This is a genomic window from Rahnella victoriana, from assembly GCF_004330295.1.
GTDB lineage: Bacteria > Pseudomonadota > Gammaproteobacteria > Enterobacterales > Enterobacteriaceae > Rahnella > Rahnella victoriana.
Genome location: NZ_SJOJ01000011.1, coordinates 73,090 through 91,490, shown reverse-complemented (window position 1 = coordinate 91,490; position 18,401 = coordinate 73,090). Strand labels below are relative to the sequence as shown.

At 51.8% G+C, this 18,401-nt stretch carries 17 protein-coding genes; 4 read left to right on the top strand and 13 right to left on the bottom strand.

The genetic code is table 11. The features are described 5' to 3' along the window. Positions 1-16 precede the first annotated feature (16 nt). The gene (ispA, locus tag EYY67_RS11215) at positions 17-946 is read right to left on the bottom strand and encodes a (2E,6E)-farnesyl diphosphate synthase (RefSeq protein ID WP_119826801.1); all 930 of its coding nucleotides are present in this window, start codon (positions 944-946) and stop codon (positions 17-19) included. Between the two features lie 5 nt (positions 947-951). Next, entirely contained in the window at positions 952-1,194 is a 243-nt protein-coding gene (gene xseB, locus EYY67_RS11210; protein ID WP_095924941.1) for an exodeoxyribonuclease VII small subunit, read from the bottom strand. 276 nt (positions 1,195-1,470) lie between these two features. Here xseB and thiI point away from each other — a divergent pair, with 276 nt between their 5' ends. Continuing rightward, positions 1,471-2,919, top strand: a complete 1,449-nt coding sequence (gene thiI, locus EYY67_RS11205; RefSeq protein WP_095924942.1) for a tRNA uracil 4-sulfurtransferase ThiI — start codon at positions 1,471-1,473, stop codon at positions 2,917-2,919. Between the two features lie 84 nt (positions 2,920-3,003). Here thiI and yajL read toward each other — a convergent pair whose 3' ends face one another. Continuing rightward, on the bottom strand, positions 3,004-3,612 hold the full coding sequence (gene yajL / locus EYY67_RS11200; protein ID WP_131693513.1) for a protein deglycase YajL: 609 nt from the start codon (positions 3,610-3,612) through the stop codon (positions 3,004-3,006). Next, complete coding sequence (gene panE, locus EYY67_RS11195; protein ID WP_119826795.1) at positions 3,575-4,486, bottom strand: 2-dehydropantoate 2-reductase; 912 nt, start codon at positions 4,484-4,486, stop codon at positions 3,575-3,577. The genes yajL and panE overlap by 38 nt, the downstream gene beginning before the upstream one ends. Before the next feature lie 240 nt (positions 4,487-4,726). Between panE and EYY67_RS11190 the strand changes: the two genes are divergently transcribed. Then, complete coding sequence (locus EYY67_RS11190; protein WP_095924945.1) at positions 4,727-5,218, top strand: YajQ family cyclic di-GMP-binding protein; 492 nt, start codon at positions 4,727-4,729, stop codon at positions 5,216-5,218. Between the two features lie 168 nt (positions 5,219-5,386). Here the strand turns inward: EYY67_RS11190 and EYY67_RS11185 are convergent, their stop codons facing one another. The 9 genes from EYY67_RS11185 to EYY67_RS11145 form a co-directional block, all read right to left on the bottom strand. Then, the gene (locus EYY67_RS11185) at positions 5,387-6,685 is read right to left on the bottom strand and encodes a Gfo/Idh/MocA family protein (protein WP_131693512.1); all 1,299 of its coding nucleotides are present in this window, start codon (positions 6,683-6,685) and stop codon (positions 5,387-5,389) included. 167 nt (positions 6,686-6,852) lie between these two features. Next, positions 6,853-8,217 (bottom strand): MFS transporter, encoded by a 1,365-nt coding sequence (locus EYY67_RS11180; RefSeq protein ID WP_131693511.1) that lies wholly within the window; start codon positions 8,215-8,217, stop codon positions 6,853-6,855. Positions 8,218-8,389: 172 nt separating this feature from the next. Continuing rightward, positions 8,390-9,274 carry a heme o synthase gene (gene cyoE, locus EYY67_RS11175; protein ID WP_119826790.1) on the bottom strand — a complete coding sequence of 295 codons (885 nt, stop codon included), beginning with the start codon at positions 9,272-9,274 and terminating at the stop codon, positions 8,390-8,392. 18 nt (positions 9,275-9,292) lie between these two features. Further along, complete coding sequence (locus EYY67_RS11170) at positions 9,293-9,625, bottom strand: cytochrome o ubiquinol oxidase subunit IV (RefSeq protein ID WP_013576648.1); 333 nt, start codon at positions 9,623-9,625, stop codon at positions 9,293-9,295. Further along, positions 9,625-10,239 (bottom strand): cytochrome o ubiquinol oxidase subunit III, encoded by a 615-nt coding sequence (locus EYY67_RS11165; protein ID WP_013576647.1) that lies wholly within the window; start codon positions 10,237-10,239, stop codon positions 9,625-9,627. Before EYY67_RS11165 ends, EYY67_RS11170 begins: the two co-directional genes overlap by 1 nt. Then, positions 10,229-12,220 carry a cytochrome o ubiquinol oxidase subunit I gene (gene cyoB, locus EYY67_RS11160; protein WP_013576646.1) on the bottom strand — a complete coding sequence of 664 codons (1,992 nt, stop codon included), beginning with the start codon at positions 12,218-12,220 and terminating at the stop codon, positions 10,229-10,231. Before cyoB ends, EYY67_RS11165 begins: the two co-directional genes overlap by 11 nt. A gap of 3 nt (positions 12,221-12,223) precedes the next feature. Then, positions 12,224-13,183 (bottom strand): cytochrome o ubiquinol oxidase subunit II, encoded by a 960-nt coding sequence (gene cyoA / locus EYY67_RS11155; protein ID WP_095924948.1) that lies wholly within the window; start codon positions 13,181-13,183, stop codon positions 12,224-12,226. Positions 13,184-13,617: 434 nt separating this feature from the next. Beyond that, on the bottom strand, positions 13,618-15,096 hold the full coding sequence (gene ampG, locus EYY67_RS11150) for a muropeptide MFS transporter AmpG (RefSeq protein WP_131693510.1): 1,479 nt from the start codon (positions 15,094-15,096) through the stop codon (positions 13,618-13,620). Between the two features lie 148 nt (positions 15,097-15,244). Further along, complete coding sequence (locus tag EYY67_RS11145; protein WP_095924950.1) at positions 15,245-15,823, bottom strand: lipoprotein; 579 nt, start codon at positions 15,821-15,823, stop codon at positions 15,245-15,247. Between the two features lie 328 nt (positions 15,824-16,151). Here EYY67_RS11145 and bolA point away from each other — a divergent pair, with 328 nt between their 5' ends. Together bolA and tig are read left to right on the top strand one after the other, a co-directional pair. Further along, positions 16,152-16,466, top strand: a complete 315-nt coding sequence (gene bolA, locus EYY67_RS11140; RefSeq protein WP_095924951.1) for a transcriptional regulator BolA — start codon at positions 16,152-16,154, stop codon at positions 16,464-16,466. A gap of 431 nt (positions 16,467-16,897) precedes the next feature. Then, positions 16,898-18,202, top strand: a complete 1,305-nt coding sequence (tig, locus tag EYY67_RS11130; protein WP_095924952.1) for a trigger factor — start codon at positions 16,898-16,900, stop codon at positions 18,200-18,202. Positions 18,203-18,401 lie beyond the last annotated feature (199 nt).

Below are 18,401 nucleotides of genomic sequence, written 5' to 3'. Positions count from 1 at the left end.
GTTGCTCATAGTAAGTTTAATTATCGCGTTCAATGACAAAGCGGGCTAACGCGAGAAGTGGCGCGGTGTTGTAAGAGCGTGCCGCGAGCTGATCCAGCGCGGCAACGGCTTCCTGATACAGATCCGCGGCCTTGGCTTTTGCACCGTCCAGCCCCAGCAGGGCAGGGTACGTGCTTTTACCAAGCTGCTGATCAGCGCCCTGACGTTTACCGAGCGTGGCGGTATCACCTATTACATCCAGAATATCGTCCTGAACCTGGAACGCTAAGCCAATGGCCTGAGCGTAGTTATCCAGTATCGGTAAAACGGCACGGCCGGTTTCCCCGGCAGCCAGCGCGCCCATGCGCACGGCAGCGCGGATCAGCGCACCGGTTTTGTGACGATGAATTTTTTCCAGTGCGGCGAGATCAACCTGATGACCTTCCGCCGCTAAATCCAGTGCCTGACCGCCGCACATTCCGCTTGCTCCGCTGGCGCGTGCCAGTTCGGAAACCATCGCCAGACGATCTTTCACCGCGACATCCGGCATCTCGCTGTCAGCCAGAATGGAGAAAGCCAGGGTCTGCAGGGCATCGCCCGCCAGAATCGCATTGGCTTCGCCAAATTTAATGTGACAGGTTGGCTGACCACGGCGCAAATCGTCGTCGTCCATGGCCGGTAAATCATCGTGGATCAGTGAATACGCGTGGATGCATTCCACAGCCGCCGCCGGGGCATCAAGATTTTTCAAATCAAGGCTGAATAACTGGCCGCTGGCGTAAACCAGATACGGGCGCAGGCGTTTGCCGCCCAGCAGCGCACCGTAGCGCATGGCCTCAACCAGTGGCAAATCTGCCAGCGGCTGAGCGCTGACATACGCCGTTAATGCCTCATCGACACGCTTTTGCATCTTGCGCAAGTCGTGCGTAAACCCGTCGATGGAAGAGGGAGAGATCGCTTCAGACATGCCAGTTACTCAGCTTCCGGGGTGAAAGGCGTCAGCGGCGCATCGTTATCACTGTCGAGCAGGATCTGGACGCGTTGCTCTGCCTGTTGCAGCTTTTGTTGCCCCTGACGTGCCAGCTGGACGCCTTGCTCAAATTCAGTGAGAGCCTCTTCCAGAGGCAACTCGCCGGATTCGAGGCGGGAAACGATCTGTTCCAGTTCGGCCAGAGCCGTTTCAAAATTGGCAGGTGGTGCAGATTTTTTTGGCATAATTCTCTTTTAATATCGTTGATCAGAATGGATGATCGAAGTACTGAGGCGGCAGAGTCAGCGCTCAGCCTCAAGAGACATTCCTGTTCAGCATGACATCTGCTGTCGGGTTTTGTGCGCAGAGTACCCATTTTAAGTGATATACTCTGCGCCGCAGATATTATTGCTAAGCCCAATGTGACACAGAACCAACATTTGGCTTAGCAATAATAGGATCCTAGATCCTTATTCAGCGACTTACTACCCCGTTTTTTCACCCGCTAACAAAAGACTGCCATGAAGTTTATCATTAAATTGTTCCCTGAAATCACCATCAAGAGCCAATCTGTGCGTTTGCGCTTCATTAAGATCCTCTCAAGCAGCATTCGCAATATCGTGCGACCGCATGATGAGACGCTGGCCGTGGTCCGCCACTGGGATCATATCGAAGTTCGCAGCAAAGACGAAAGCAAACACGACCTGATCCAGGAATTGCTCTGTCGCATTCCCGGCATCCGTTATGTCGAGGAAGTGGAAGACCGTCCTTATACTGACGTTCACCACATTTTCGAGCAAACGCTGGAAGCCTATCGTGCTGAAGTGGAAGGGAAAACCTTCTGCGTGCGTGTTAAACGTCGCGGTAAACATGACTTCACGTCCACGGAAGTGGAACGTTACGTCGGCGGCGGCCTGAATCAGCACATCGAATCGGCAAAAGTCAGCCTGAAAGATCCGCAGGTGACGGTGAAACTGGAAATTAATGACGATCAGCTGGTGCTGGTGAAAAGCCGTCTCGAAGGTCAGGGCGGTTACCCGATTGGCACGCAGGAAGATGTGCTGTCACTGATTTCCGGCGGTTTCGACTCCGGCGTATCCAGTTATATGCTGATGCGTCGCGGCTGTCGTGTGCATTACTGCTTCTTTAACCTCGGTGGTGCGGCGCATGAAATCGGTGTGAAACAGGTCGCGCATTATCTGTGGAACCGGTTTGGCAGCTCGCACCGTGTGCGTTTTATCGCCGTGGATTTTGAGCCGGTCGTGGGTGAAATCCTCGAAAAAATCGAAGACGGTCAGATGGGCGTGGTGCTGAAACGCATGATGGTGCGTGCGGCGTCAGCCATTGCTGAGCGTTATGGCGTGCAGGCGCTGGTGACCGGCGAAGCGCTGGGACAGGTTTCCAGCCAGACGCTGACTAACCTGCGTCTGATTGATAACGTTTCTGACACGCTGATCCTGCGTCCGCTGATTTCTCACGATAAAGAGCACATCATCAAGATTGCCCGTGAGATCGGTACGGAAGATTTTGCGAAAACCATGCCGGAATATTGCGGTGTGATTTCGAAAAGCCCGACGGTGAAAGCGGTGAAAGCGAAGATTGAAGCCGAAGAAGCCATGTTCGATTTCAATGTGCTGGATAAAGTGGTCAGCGAAGCGCGAAACGTCGATATCCGTGAAATTGCCACCCAGGCGGCAGAAGTGGTGCCGGAAGTGGAAACTGTCGCGGAGTTCACTTCAACTGACATCGTTCTGGATGTGCGCGCACCGGATGAAGTGGAAGCGCAGCCGCTGGCACTGGAGAACGTCGAAGTGAAGCCGTTAGCGTTCTACAAGCTGGCGACGCAGTTTGGCGATCTGGACCAGAGCAAAACGTATCTGCTGTATTGCGACCGTGGCGTAATGAGCCGTTTGCAGGCGCTGTATCTGAAAGAACAGGGCTTCGATAACGTGAAAGTGTATCGCCCGTAACACGCGGTCCTTATATATAAAAAAGGGGTTTAGCAATGCTGAGCCCCTTTTTGTTTGCTCAAATTATTGTCGGGATCTTGTGGCTCAGGATTCACGCGCGCCTTCATCGGTATAGTTATAAATTCCCGGCGCGAGCACCAGCTGTGCGGCAATCTCTGCGGCTTTGGCTTTGCCCAGCAGCAGATCGATAATCTTCAGGGCGAATTCCATCGCCGTGCCCGGCCCCTGACTGGTCAGCAGATTGACGCGCGGATCAAAGATCACCCGGCGATCAGACCATTTGTTCGGGTCGATTTTATCTTTTAAGCCCGGAAAACCGGTCATATTTCCCACCGGGAACAGGTCGTGGTACTCGAGCACCAGCGCAGTTGCAGCGCAGATGGCCGCGACGATTTTACCGCTGACGTGCATCTGACGGACTTTTTCCACCAGCAGCGGACTGTCACTGAAACAGGTTGCGCCGCCCAGACCCCCGGGCAGCACGATCACGTCATGTTCGTCATCCGCAACATCCACCAGCGCAGTATCAGCCAGAATACGCACGCCGCGAGAACAGCGGATCTCCAGATTGCCGTCGCCTGCGACGCTGGCGGTGGTCACGTTAATGCCCGCCCGCACCAGCAAATCAATCACGGTGACGGCTTCAATTTCTTCGCTACCAGGTGCCAGGCAGACCAGAACCGATGCGCTCATAATCGTTTTCCTTTCTCTTAATCTGTTCAAATAAGCGGGTATTGACCGGCAGACTCAGGCCGAATTTTCGCCCGCGACGCAACACATAGCCGGTGATGTAATCAATTTCGGTATGACGCTGACTGCGGATGTCCTGCAACATCGAGGAATGATTGGCGGAGGTGGAATCAATCACCTGATAGACAAAACTGAGCAGCGATTCATTGTGAATTTCAACGCCTTCAATCGCCATCACCTGCGCCACTTCCTGACAGATCTGCTCAATCTGACCGGCATACGCCAGCAAATCGCCATTGGTGCAGTCGTATAACGCAGTCAGCGGATTGATGACACAGTTCACCGCCAGCTTGTTCCACAGCGACGGTTTAATGTTGTCATGCCACGCCACGTCGGGTAAGGCATTGTGCAGCGTGTCGGCCAGCGAACTCAGTGCCGCACCGCGCGGTGTCACCGGCCCGATGTGCGTCGCACCGGCCGCCACATGGACAATGGCGTTGCCTTCATGACGTGCCGCGTGGGTCGTGGCACCCTGTAAAATGGCCAGCCGGTTCGCCGGTAACTCATCAATGGTACCCATGCCATTATGCAGCAATAATATGGCGCAGTTATCATTGAGCATCGGCATCAGGGCGCTGACCGCGCCGGAAACCTGCCACGCCTTGAGCGTGACCAGCAGTAATTCGCTTTGTGCCAGATGTTCCGGGTCGTTAGTCGGCATATTGCGGTTGAAAGCCATGCCTTCCGGTGAGATCACGTTGACGGCACAAAAAGGCTGCGGAATACGCACCCAGCCCTGAACGTCGTGGCCTTGCTGATAAAGAGCAGAAAGCCAAAGTTGTCCCAGTGCACCGCAACCCAGTACTGTTATTTTCATTGTGCCTCCCGGGAGTTGTGGCGAAATCCGCCGGCCAGTCCGGTTGTAGAAAGAATATTCTGCTGTCCGGTTATCTTATTAGTATAGACATTTGTGCTGCGCATCACATTTTCACCTGCACTTTTTGACCATCGGGGCATTTTATGTTCGGTGCTTTGCTGTTGTTTGGCATCGACGGTTGAAGGCGGTATTATGCACGCCATATAACGTGCAATACAAAAACTACAGGGAGAAGCGATTATGCCGTCTTTTGACATTGTTTCCGAAATCGACATGCAGGAAGTGCGCAATGCCGTGGAAAATGCCAGCCGTGAACTGCAAACCCGCTGGGATTTCCGCAACATTCCTGCCAGCTTCGATCTCAATGAGAAAAACGAGAGCATCAAAGTGGCCAGCGAATCAGATTTTCAGGTAAACCAGCTGGTCGATATTCTGCGTGAGAAACTGGCCAAACGGGGTATTGAAGGCGGGGCGCTGGAAATTCCTGAGCAGATGGATCACAGCGGTAAAACCTACAGCGTTGACGCCAAACTGCATTCCGGCATTGAATCCGCGCTGGCGAAGAAAATCGTCAAGCTGATCAAAGACAGTAAAATCAAAGTGCAGGCGCAGGTGCAGGGCGACGAAGTGCGCGTCACCGGTAAAGCACGTGATGATTTGCAGGCCGTGATGGCGCTGGTTAAGAAAGGTGATCTGGGCCAGCCCTTCCAGTTCAAGAATTTCCGCGACTAAATAGCCTTCGTTCTTTGAACTGCAGATGCGTTGGCTGCATTCAGTAACCCGAATCACTTACTCCAGTAAGCTCATCGGGTTCCTTCATTTGCCGCCTTCCTGCAGCTCAAATTACTTGGCTCTTTGCAATTAAGATCGGGACGCAAATGCGTCCCTTTTTTATGGCGGTTACTTCCGCTGGCGCAGTCTTTTCACCAGTTCGAAGTCTTTAAAGTAAACCGGTTTATCATGCTGCATCGACAGATTTCCGGCGATACCGGTCAGGATCGACATCGCTCCGGCGCGGTGATCGGCGGCGCGTTGTAACGGATCGTGTTTACGTTCGCCAAACAGATCCTCCAGCATGGCGTTATCGCCGCCGCCGTGACCGCCTTCTCCCAGCTGGAATTCGGCCTTCCAGGGTTCAGCAAATAACGGATAAACGGTGATTTCGGCTTTCTCAATGCTGCCTTCGTTTTCGCGTTTACCCCCGGCATTCACGTAAGACATCTCGACGATTTTCATTTCAATGCGGCCCTGGGTGCCGTTGAATACCACGTTCAGACCTTCCCACGGCAGATAGGCGTTCAGCGAATAGGTCAGCTGCACTTTGTTCTGATATTTCACCAGCACCGAGAGCGTGTCCTCAATACTGATACCGTCGCTGAATACGCTCTGATCACGGAAGTAGTTATCTTCATGCTCCGCATCCAGATACAGCGCTTTTAGCTGGGCGTTATCGGCCATATGCAGAGCAAACGGATCGTTCTGTGCCTGCGGATAACAATGCGCCCGTGGATAAAACTGAGTGACGCCCCGCTTCTCGGCATTCTCTTTACCGTAAAAACGCAGATCGCCCTGGGCATAGACTTTCTCCGGCGTGCTGTTGAGCCAGAAATTCATCAGGTCAAAATGATGGGTGGATTTATGCACCAGCAGACCGCCGGAATTTCGTTTTTCGCGGTGCCAGCGGCGGAAATAATCGGCGCCATGTTCGGTATTCAGCAGCCATTCAAAATGCACGGAAAGCACTTCGCCAATGGTGTCCTGCATCAGCAGTTCGCGCATTTTGCTGTGATGCGGGGCGTAGCGGTAATTGAACGCTACCCGCACCTGATAGCCGGTGGCATCGACGGCATCGAGAATGCGCAAAGCTCGCGGCTCATCAATGGTCATCGGTTTTTCAGTAATGACGTCGCAACCGGCGTGCAGGGCGCGAACGATGTAATCGTCATGCGTGCGATCCATGCTGGTGACAATCACGATATCGGGTTTAGTTTCATCGAGCATCGCATTGAAATCAGACGCTTTCCAGGTGGATACCGGGGCGACGCCGTTCTGCTCCAGTTGCCGGTTCGCATAATCCATTCGCGTCTGGTTTGTATCACAGAAGGCCACAAATTTTGCGTTGTGGCGGTACTTGCCGGTGATCGCTTCAATGTATAAACCCGAGCGTCCGCCGGTGCCAACGAGAGCATATGTTTTCATGAGATCCTCAAAAGGCCCGAAAGCCGTCATCACTGACAAAAATTTTTGTTAAGGAATTCCTGAGGATAATGATTATTGAGGTTTTTTAAGTGAGGGAGGTCACGCGGTGGGGATAAAATGAAACGCTGTGCCAGTTTCCCGGTACAGCGTTTTTAAGCAGGGAGATGTCAGGCGGCGCTGACCAGTTGCTCGAGTGCTTTGCGGTTGGTCTGTTTGGTATCTACTTTCACATAGGCACTGAATTCTTCCGGTACGACAACCGCTTCTGCCACGCCCGGCTGGGCGAGAATGCGCGCCTGCAGGGCGGAATCTTTCACTGCCAGCTCAGATAACGTGATACGCAGACTGCTGACATACGGCGGTTCGGTCATGGTGGAACTGACCAGCAGCCAGACCATGGCAATCGCCGCACACACCAGGAATACCGCACCGGCACCGGCGTGACCGTAGACGTAACCGCCCAAGCTGCCGCCAATCGCTACGCCGATAAACTGGCTGGTGGAGTAAAGCCCCATCGCCGTGCCTTTGTAGCCCGCAGGCGATTCTTTACTGATAAGCGAAGGCAGAATCGCTTCCATCACATTGAAGGCCAGGAAGAACAGCTGAATACCGGCAATCACGGCCCATAAATGCAGACCCGCTGCCCACAGCACGACTTCTGCCAGCAGCAACACCACCACGCAGCCCATGAAAACCTGCTTCATGTGACGCTTTTTCTCGGCGTAGATAATCACCGGGATCACCGCGACGAATGACGTCAGCATGGTGATCAGATACACGCGCCAGTGCTCACTCGGCGGGAAGCCCGCGTGTTCCATGACTTGCGGTAACACCACGAAGCTCGACATCAGCAATACGTGCAAACATAAAATGCCGAAATTCAGCTTCAGCAATTTGGGGTTGCCCATCACTTTACCGAAACTGCCTTTTACCATGCTCGATTCACGGTTCAGGATATGCGTGGCAGGGGAGGGCACCACGGCGACGGTAATGATGATGCCGACAATGGTCAGCACGGCGATTGCCCAGAACAGGGCGTGTAAACCCCAGGCGTGGGTAATGATCGGCCCGAGTACCATCGCAATCGCAAAGGTAATACCGAAACTGATACCGATAAACGCCATCGCTTTGGTGCGGTTTTGTTCGCGGGTCAGGTCAGAAAGCAGGGCCATCACGGCGGCAGCAATCGCGCCGGAGCCTTGCAGGGCACGACCAATGATCACGCCCCAGATAGAGTCGGTGGAAGCAGCCACAATGCTGCCGATGCAGAAGATGACCAGACCGAAGACGATCAGTGGTTTGCGGCCAACGCGGTCAGAAAGCAGTCCAAATGGGATCTGGAAAACAGCCTGTGCCAGCCCGTAAATGCCGATGGCGATGCCGATAAGCGTTTCGCTGGCGCCGGATAATTTCATGCCATAGGTGGTCAGCACCGGCAGAACCATGAACATGCCAAGCATGCGCAAAGAAAATACTGTCCCTAGTCCCCATGTCGCCCGACTTTCCTGCGGGGTCATCTGGTTATCGTTCACATTACTACCTCAAAATAACAATCCGACATTTTAATGATTAAGCCGGCCTGGGTAAAACGATGGATCTTTAGCAGATATTACGGGATTTGCCCGTGAGACGGAGCAAAAGAAAAGGCCAGTATTGCTACTGGCCTTTAGCTGTGATCTCAGTGAGTTACACTGGAAGTTTGCGTTACCAAACGTAGGTCAGCAACGATGTCGGTGCAGAATTAAAATCCACGGACATCATGAAGCTCAGCGACATGATCGTGATGATGGAGAAACCAAACAGTTTTCTCGCCCACAACACGTCGTTTTCCGTTTTGTAACCCTTCAGTGCCATACCCAGCCACCAGATACTGACAGCAGCGGCAACAATCAGGTATTTGTAACCTGCGTAACCGCTCAGGGTCAGCATCAGTGTCGCAATCATAAACGCCAGGATGTAGACGATAATATGATGCTTGGCGACGGAGATGCCTTTAACCACTGGCAGAACCGGGATGCCTGCTGCCTGATAATCTTTGAAGCGGAAGATGGCAATCGCGTACGAATGCGGCATCTGCCACAGGCTGAAAATCAGAAGCAGGATCAGCGCACCGGTATCGAACTGGCCTGAAACGGCACAGTAACCAATAACCGGTGGCGCTGCGCCAGACAAGCTGCCGATCAACGTGCCGTATACCGAGTTGCGTTTCATGTACAGGCTGTAAACGCCGACATAAACCACAAAGCCCATCACTGCCAGCCACATGGCCAGCGGATTTGCTCCGATATACAACAGCGCAAAGCCTGCAATACCCAGAAGGGTCGCATAAACCAGGCTTGTTTTCGGCGGAATAAGCCCTTTCACCAGGACCCGGTTCTTCGTTCTTTCCATGATCCGGTCGATGTCGCGGTCGATAAAGTTGTTAAATACACAACCCGATGCGACAACCAGCGAAACACCCACCAAAGTGGCGAGAAAGAGTGGGAAGTCGATGCTGCCTTTGGCAGCAAGGAGAAATCCCCCGATGACAGAAATTAAGTTGCCGAAAATAATTCCTGGTTTCGTTACTTGCAGGTATTGCTTAATCATCACGTGCAGCTCGGCTCTTTAACTGACCATCATATTGAGGTTGAGGTTATACATAATCCACAATGAGCCCACAACGACGATAAAGATAATCACAGCGGTGAACAGAAGTGCCACCAGGTTCCAGCGCTCTTCCGACGACGTATTCATGTGCAGGAAGAACACCAGATGGACAACGATCTGGATGATTGCGGACGCAACCACGGTACCCAGGATCAGTGAATGTGATGCCGTGTCGGTCATGACCATGGCAAACGGGATCACCGTCAGGATAACCGACAAGATGAAGCCAATCGCGTATGACTTCAGGCTGCCGTGGCTTGCGCCACCATGGGAAGTAGCAGAATGACTCATTACATCGCTCCCATCAGATAAACAACGGTAAACACGCAGATCCACACCACGTCCAGGAAGTGCCAGAACAGGCTCAGACACATCAGACGGGTTTTGTTGACTTCAGTCAGACCGCGACGTGAAACCTGAACCATCATGGTCAGGATCCAAATCAGACCACAGGTCACGTGCAGACCGTGGGTGGCGACCAGCGCAAAGAAGCCAGACAGGAAACCACTGCGCTGCGGGCCATAGCCTTCAGCAATCAGGTGATGGAATTCATAGAGTTCCATCCCGATGAAGCCTAAACCGAACAGGAAAGTCAGGAACAACCAGCCGTTAACCGCAGCTTTGTTGCCTTTGTTCATGCCCAGCATCGCAAAGCCGTAAGTGATACTACTGAACAGCAGGCAGAAGGTTTCTACCAGCACGAACGGCAGTTCAAAAATGTCTTTACCAGAGGGACCGCCAGCGGTCCCGTTTACCAGTACTGCATAGGTTGCGAACAGGCTCGCGAACAAAATGCAGTCACTCATCAGGTAGATCCAGAAGCCGAAGACTTTGGTTGCACCTGCATCGTGGTGCCCATGCTCAGCATGGGCCTCATCGTGGTGAGTCAGAGTATCAGTTGCCATGTTTCACACCTGCTTTACGGATTTGTTCATAATGTTGGTTTTCAATACGTTCCACTTCTTCAACTGGCACGTAGTAATCAACATCTTCGTCGAAGCTTTTCGCAATCCAGGTCGCAGCCAGGGCAATGAAGCTCACTGCTGCCAGCCACCAGATATCCCAGATTAAGGCGAAACCACAAACCAGACTCAGCATAGCGATGATGAAACCGGCGCCGCTGTTACGTGGCATATGAATCGGTTCATATTTAGCAGGCTGCTTGTAAGCGGTACCTTTCTCTTTCATGTCCCAGAACTCATCACGGTCGTGAATTTGCGGCACGATAGCGAAGTTGTAGAACGGAGGAGGAGAAGAAGTTGACCACTCCAGAGTACGTGCGCCCCATGGGTCACCGGTCAGATCACGGTTCTGGTCGCGGTCGCGAACGGAAACGAAGATCATGATCAGCTGGCAGAGGATACCGCAGGCAATCAGTGCAGCACCGCATGCCGCAACAACCAGCAGCGGGTGGAACTCAGGATCGATGTTCTGGCTGACACGACGGGTCATGCCCATGAAGCCCAGTACGTACAGTGGCATGAACGCAACGAAGAAGCCGATGATCCAGAACCAGAATGAACGCACACCCCATTTTTCGTTCAGCGTGAAGCCGAAGGATTTAGGGAACCAGTAAGTCAGACCCGCGAAGCAACCGAAGACCACACCACCGATGATGACGTTGTGGAAGTGGGCAATCAGGAACAGGCTGTTGTGCAGCACGAAGTCAGCACCCGGCACCGCCAGCAGAACCCCGGTCATCCCACCCACAGAGAAGGTGATGATGAAGCCAACGGTCCACAGCATGGCTGCGTTCAGCGTGATACGACCCTGATACATGGTGAACAGCCAGTTGAAGATTTTTACCCCGGTCGGGATAGAAATGATCATCGTCATGATGCCGAAGAAGGCATTGACGTTTGCGCCTGAACCCATGGTGAAGAAGTGGTGCAACCAAACGATGAACGACAACACGGTGATGGCGATGGTTGCCCATACCAGCGAGGTGTAACCGAACAGACGTTTTTTGGAGAAGGTTGCGGTAACTTCTGAGAACACACCAAAGACTGGCAGAACCAAAATGTACACTTCCGGATGGCCCCAGGCCCAAATCAGGTTGATGTACATCATCATGTTGCCGCCCATATCATTCGTGAAGAAATGGGTGCCCAGATAACGGTCTAAAGTCAGCAGTGCAACAGTGACGGTCAGGATCGGGAAGGACACGATAATCAACACGTTGGTGCACAGTGCGGCCCAGGTAAATACCGGCATTTTCATCAGCGGCATACCAGGAGCGCGCATCTTCAGGATGGTCGCAAAGAAGTTAACACCGGTCAGCAAGGTCCCGACACCGGATATCTGGAGACTCCAGATCCAGTAATCGACCCCGACCCCCGGACTGTATTCCTTACCTGACAGTGGCGGATAGGCCAACCAGCCGGTCTGCGCGAATTCACCGACACCCAGAGAGATGTTGATCAATACAACCGCAGCGGCGGTAAACCAGAAGCTCACGTTGTTCAGGAACGGGAACGCAACGTCGCGTGCACCGATTTGCAAAGGAACAACCACGTTCATCAGACCGATTACGAAAGGCATCGCCATGAAGAAGATCATGATCACGCCGTGCGCGGTAAAGATTTGGTCGTAGTGATGAGGAGGGAGGAAGCCCGGCTCGCCCGCAGAGGCAAGCACCTGCTGGCTACGCATCATGATCGCATCGGCAAAGCCACGCAGAAGCATGACGAAAGCCAGAATGATATACATGATACCTAATTTTTTGTGGTCGACGGAGGTCAGCCACTCGGTCCACAGATACTTCCACTTACCGAAATAGGTGATGCCGGCAACCACTGCCAGGCCACCGATAATAATCGCGGCAACTGTGACCATGATAATCGGTTCATGATACGGAACCGAATCAAGCGTTAATTTTCCGAACATCGTTTATTCCTCGGCTCCGGCTGCGTGAGACTGTCCACCCATATCCATGCCTTTCATGTCGCTGCCAGCAGGCATTGGCATGGTGTGACCTTCTGGCGCTGCCTTCATGTCATGCATGGAGTATTTGCCAATGATTTCTTTGAACAGGCCTGGTTTTGCAACAGAGAAGTATTCGACCGGGTTGTCGATACTCTGTGCAGCCAGTTTGTTAAAGTCATCAGTGGTGGCCAGCTGGTTCGGTGCGCTTTTCACTTTCGCTACCCAGGTGTCGAAATCGGCACGGGTTGGAGTCGCAATTGTGTTGAATTTCATACCTGAGAAGCCGCGGCCGCTGAAGCTTGCTGAGATGCCTTTATACGTACCCGCTTCATTTGCAATCAAATGTAGCTGAGTTTGCATACCGGCCATCGCATAAATCTGCCCGCCTAACTGAGGAATAAAGAACGAGTTCATCACAGAGTCTGAAGTGACTTTGAACTGAACCGGCACATCTTTAGGAATGACGAGTTCGTTAACGGTCGCGATGCCCTGTTCCGGATAAATGAACAACCATTTCCAGTCCAGAGAAACGACTTCAACCGTCATCGGTTTTTCGTCAGTCACGATAGGCTTGAACGGATCAAGCGAGTGGGTGGTTTTCCAGGTAATCGTTGCCAGAATGGCAATGATAATAATTGGAACTGTCCAGACGACGGCTTCAATTTTGTTGGAGTGGGACCAATCAGGACTGTATTTTGCTTTTGTGTTGGAAGCACGATACTTCCACGCAAAGGCAAACGCCATGATAATAACTGGTATAACAACGATCAGCATTAAACCGATCGCCGTTAAAATCAGCGTTCTCTGCTCAAGTCCAATTGCTCCCTTGGGATCCATCAATGCCGTATTGCAACCGCTCAACATTACCGCGGAGGCAAATAAGGACAACATCCCAATACTTTTATTGTATTTCTTAAGTCTCATCTAACGACCTCAATAACTAGGGCTCTATTGTCGCTTCAGGTGTGCGGGCATTTTACGGGAAGGTTGCAGGACTGTAAACACGCTTAAACAAGTGTCAAAGCGCTGTTGACACTTTATGTTAACGCAGTCACACATGTCACGGATCGTGACAATTTACAGTGGGCAACAATATGTTGCGTATAGATTTTTTTCTATAGTGATGAAAAACAAGGGGTGACAGATTTTGACATTATTATTGTCGTTCGTTATCTCATCGATAGGTTTAATTAATGTTAAATTAATGTAGAAATCAGGTGAAATAAAATGCACCGAAAGCGCGAAAGAAAAATCATCGCGGAAAATATTATTTTTTCTGAATTTAATTTAGTGAGCGATATTTATAGATCATTTGTTAAATCGAATGCGCCATTCATTTTCACATGAATGGCGATAAATCAGGAACGTGCGGTCCGCCGCAGTGATAAAAAGTCGAGCAGACTGCCTAAAATAACACCAGCAAGACAAATCAATGCGCCCGTTTCAAGCAATGCCGTGGCCAGACTTTGCCATGACGCCCAGCCAAGGCTGTCCACAACCAGGGTAAGCAGCCAGAGCACCAGCAGCAAGCTGCCCGTCATCATGCAACGTAACGCCCAGCGATACGGGGTGGCGAAGTGGATGCGCGGCAGGAAACTGTCGGTTTTCTGAGTGTATTCCAGCGTCTGACGGCAAACCGCCAGCAGAAACAATCCGGGAATGGCCGCCACAATCGAGAAAAGGTAAAACCACGGCCAGCCATAGGCTTCCACAAACCATCCGGCAATCGGCCCGACGTACACGCGGCCCACGGCAGACAGTGCGGAGAGCAGGGCGAACTGGGTGGCAGAGAATGAACGGTTACATAACGTCATCAGTAACGCCACGAACGCCGCCGTCCCCATCCCGCCGCACAGGTTTTCGAAGAAAATCGCCGCGCCCATGGTGGTTAAATCTTTAGCGGTGATGGCGAGGATCCAATAACCCGCATTGGACACGGCCTGCAAAATGCCAAACAGCATTAATGCGCGGAACAGACTCAGCCGCTGCATTAACATGCCGCCAAACAATGCGCCGATGATGGTCGCCATCAGCCCCAGTGTTTTGTTCACCAGTCCCACTTCCCCGGCATCAAACCCGACGCCACGGATTAAAAATGTGGTGCTCAGGCTGCCCGCAAAGGCGTCGCCCATTTTGTACATCACGATCAGCAGCAAAATCAGCCAGGCATTGTTACGGCCAAAAAAGTCTTTCAGCGGTGCGACGACGGCCATTTCAATAGTACGCGGCGCAGGTTGCGAGTTTTCCGGCTCCGGTGACAGCAGGGTGGCGAAAACGCCCATCAGCATTAACACGGTCATCAGCCAGTACATATGCTGCCAGCCGAGGTAACGGTCAGCCAGCCATAACGCCAGTCCGCCCGAAACCAGCATCGCCAGACGGTATCCCAGTACCGAGACGGCAGCCCCGTTCCCGCGTTCTTCCGGTGGCAGTAAATCGGTTTTATAGGCATCGAAAACGATGTCCTGCGACGCCGAGGCGAAGGCAATCAGCACGGCCAGTGCCGCCAGCCAGAATAAGTCTTTTGACGGATCCATGAATCCCATGGCGAAAATCGCCACGACCAGTAACAACTGCGTCAGGATCAGCCAGCCGCGACGGCGTCCGAGAAAAGAGGGCGTGTAGCGGTCCATCATCGGCGACCACAGGAACTTGAACACATAAGCCTGACCCACCAGCGAAAAAATGCCGATGGTTTTCAGATCGACATTTTCGACCGTCATCCACGCCTGCAATGTGCCGGAGGTCAGCGCCAGAGGTAAACCGGAAGCGAAGCCAAGAAGCAGTAAAATGACCGTATTGCGTTGCGTGAAAATTTTAAAGTACTGACTGATCATGAAGATTGTGTTCCTGCGAACCGGTGAGAGAGTGACGCATACGCATAATAAAGGAAGGGAGACAGATCGGGAAAGCGAATCACTGGCTTAAAAAAGCATTCTGCCCGGACGAGCCGGGCAGAATTCATCATGCAAACTTCAGCCGAACTTAACGGGCGTTCGCTTTAATGAAGTCACTGATGCTGGTGTCTGACGCCATGTCACTGATGACATCGCCCAGCGTGGTGTTAACCGCGTTGGTGATTTTGGCGTTAGTTGCAGACAGCGCGCCCTGAACGTTATACGTCGAGCGGTAGTTTTTCACCTGCTTGCTGCCGTTTTTAGCCGACGCGATGATGGAGATATCGGCTTTGGTGGTGATGTTGTAACGCAGATTGCCTTCCTGAACGTCTGCATACAGGTTGTTCACGACGATTTGCAGATCGACTGCACCGTCAGCACCGATCATATAGCCACGGGCGGTCATTTGTTTTTCCAGAGATTCCTGCAACAGGAAACGCAGATCGCGTGATGGCGTCAGGGAAATCAGCTGACCGTCGCGGTTCACTTTTGCCAATGCCTGATCCTGACGCTGGTCAGCACCGTTGATGCTGATGGTGATGCCCTGCAGGGTAGGGTCCTGTGAAGGCAGGACAATTTTCGGCGAAACGTCCAGGGTGTTGGTGCTGGTGGCGCAACCGGCCAGCATGAACATGGCCAGCACAGGGAATAGAATTTTCTTCAGCATGTGTATTTTCTCAATATTAATAAGGGAATAGTGCTCAAAAATTTGCCGACATCATAACATTGCCATTTGCCGGGGGAAGTCCCAACAATCTGGAAAAGCGTGTTTTTCGCGTTTTTTTTCAGCAAAGTCGCAGTAAAGCTGCAGGCCGCTGCGGTCAGCCGTAGCGAAGCGGCACTTTCTTTGACAGACTGAGCGGCATTTTTATCAATCCGCAGCAGAAATTTATTGTTCTGGCGTGCGAAGAATCTGGAAAGCAGCCTATCATTATAAAGAGATAGGTGTACCAGACAGGCGCAGTTCTCTGCTGATGCGGTGTAAGGAGATTGCTATGATTCGTGAGCAAATAGAAGCAAAATTAGTTGAGGCATTCGAACCTGCGTTTCTGGAAGTGACTGACGAAAGCTATCGTCATAATGTCCCGGCAGGCTCCGAGAGCCATTTTAAAGTGGTCATGGTGTCCGATAAGTTTATCGGGGAACGTTTCCTGGCGCGCCATCGCGCCATCTATGGGAGATTAACCGAAGAGCTGGCTGGCAGCGTGCATGCTCTGGCATTGCATACTTACACCCTGAAAGAATGGGAAGGCTTACAGGACACGGTTCCGGCCTCTCCACCTTGTCGCGGCGCAGGCACGTTGGCCTGATCGTCGCGATCTGTTTCACAAAAGGCATAAATATCGCCGTTTGACACGGTAACACTGGAACTTTCCTTGTCTAATGCGGTATTAGTAGATGCGAATTTCAAGAAACGGCCTGCGGGCCGTTTTTGTTTTTCTTCTGACGGACTGACGGTAAGAGGTTTATGCCTCTGAATGGCCGCATTTTTCGAAGGATCGAGTCCCGTGTGAGTTTCCTCCCGCGCAACAGATACCGTCCTCGACTCAATGCCCATGCGCCGCTATAATGTCGCGTCTAATTTTTCCGGAATGGTTTCGGACGCTCTCGAATACAGGGCTACGTTCTGATACAGAACTGTCCCGGTTCTTAGAAGTCGTTTTCAAGGTAAGTTTGCGCTCATCTTGAGAACGACTTCTGGAGTTGACCGAGCACTGTGATTTTTTTTTGAGGTAACAAGATGCAAGTTTCTGTTGAAACCACTCAAGGCCTTGGGCGCCGCGTAACGATTACTGTTCCTGCTGAAAGCATTGAAAAAGCAGTGAGCAGTGAACTGATCAACGTCTCTAAAAAAGTACGTATTGACGGCTTCCGTAAAGGCAAAGTACCAAGCCACATCATCGAACAGCGTTACGGCGCGTCAGTACGTCAGGACGTACTGGGTGATCTGATGCAACGCAATTTCGTTGATGCGATCATCAAAGAAAAAATCAATCCAGCTGGCGCACCTAACTACATCCCGGGTGAGTACAAGCAGGGTGAAGACTTCAACTTCTCCGTAGAATTTGAAGTGTACCCGGAAGTTGAGCTGAAAGATCTGGAAAACATCGAAGTTGAAAAACCTGTCGTTGAAGTGAACGACGCTGATGTTGATACCATGCTGGAAACTCTGCGTAAGCAACAAGCTGACTGGAAAGAAACTGACGCTGCAGCGACTGCTGAAGATCGCGTGACCGTTGATTTCTCCGGTTCTATCGACGGTGAAGAATTCGAAGGCGGTAAAGCTTCTGATTTCGTACTGGCTATGGGCCAGGGCCGCATGATCCCAGGCTTCGAAGAAGGTCTGGTCGGTCACAAAGCCGGTGAAGAATTCACCATCGACGTAAACTTCCCTGAAGATTACCACGCTGAAAATCTGAAAGGTAAAGCGGCTAAGTTCGCGATTACTTTGAAGAAAGTTGAAGTGCGTGAACTGCCAGAACTGACACCTGAATTCATCAAACGTTTCGGCGTGGCTGATGGGTCTGTTGAAGGTCTGCGTGCTGAAGTGCGTAAAAACATGGAGCGCGAACTGAAAGGTGCTGTTCGTAACCGCATCAAAACTCAGGCTATCGACGGTCTGGTCAGCGCTAACGAAATCGACGTGCCATCTGCACTGATCGACGGCGAAATTGATGTGCTGCGTCGTCAGGCTGCACAACGTTTTGGCGGCAACGAAAAACAAGCGCTGGAACTGCCACGCGAATTGTTCGAAGAGCAAGCTAAACGTCGCGTCGTTGTAGGTCTGCTGCTGGGTGAAGTGATCAGCCAGCACGAACTGAAAGCTGATGAAGATCGCGTTAAAGCGCTGATCGAAGAAATGGCTTCTGCGTACGAAGATCCACAGGAAGTTGTTGAGTTCTACAGCAAAAATAAAGAGCTGATGAACAACATGCGTAACGTCGCGCTGGAAGAACAAGCGGTCGAAACTCTGTTGTCTAAAGCAAAAGTGACTGAAAAAGCCACGACCTTTACTGAACTGATGAACCAGACTCAACCTGCATAATTGATTTGCACGTTGCTGAACCTGTTTACAGGTTTGCTTCCCAAGCCCGCAGTTTTTACTGCGGGCTTTTTATTTCCTGAAAATCAGGTATTTTTTGTTTTTGGCTGTTGTTTTTGCACTATATTTATCACTATAAGGCACAGCCCACGTAGAAACCGTTCACTGACCCCCTCAATATGGCGTATCTCGCTATTTTGGG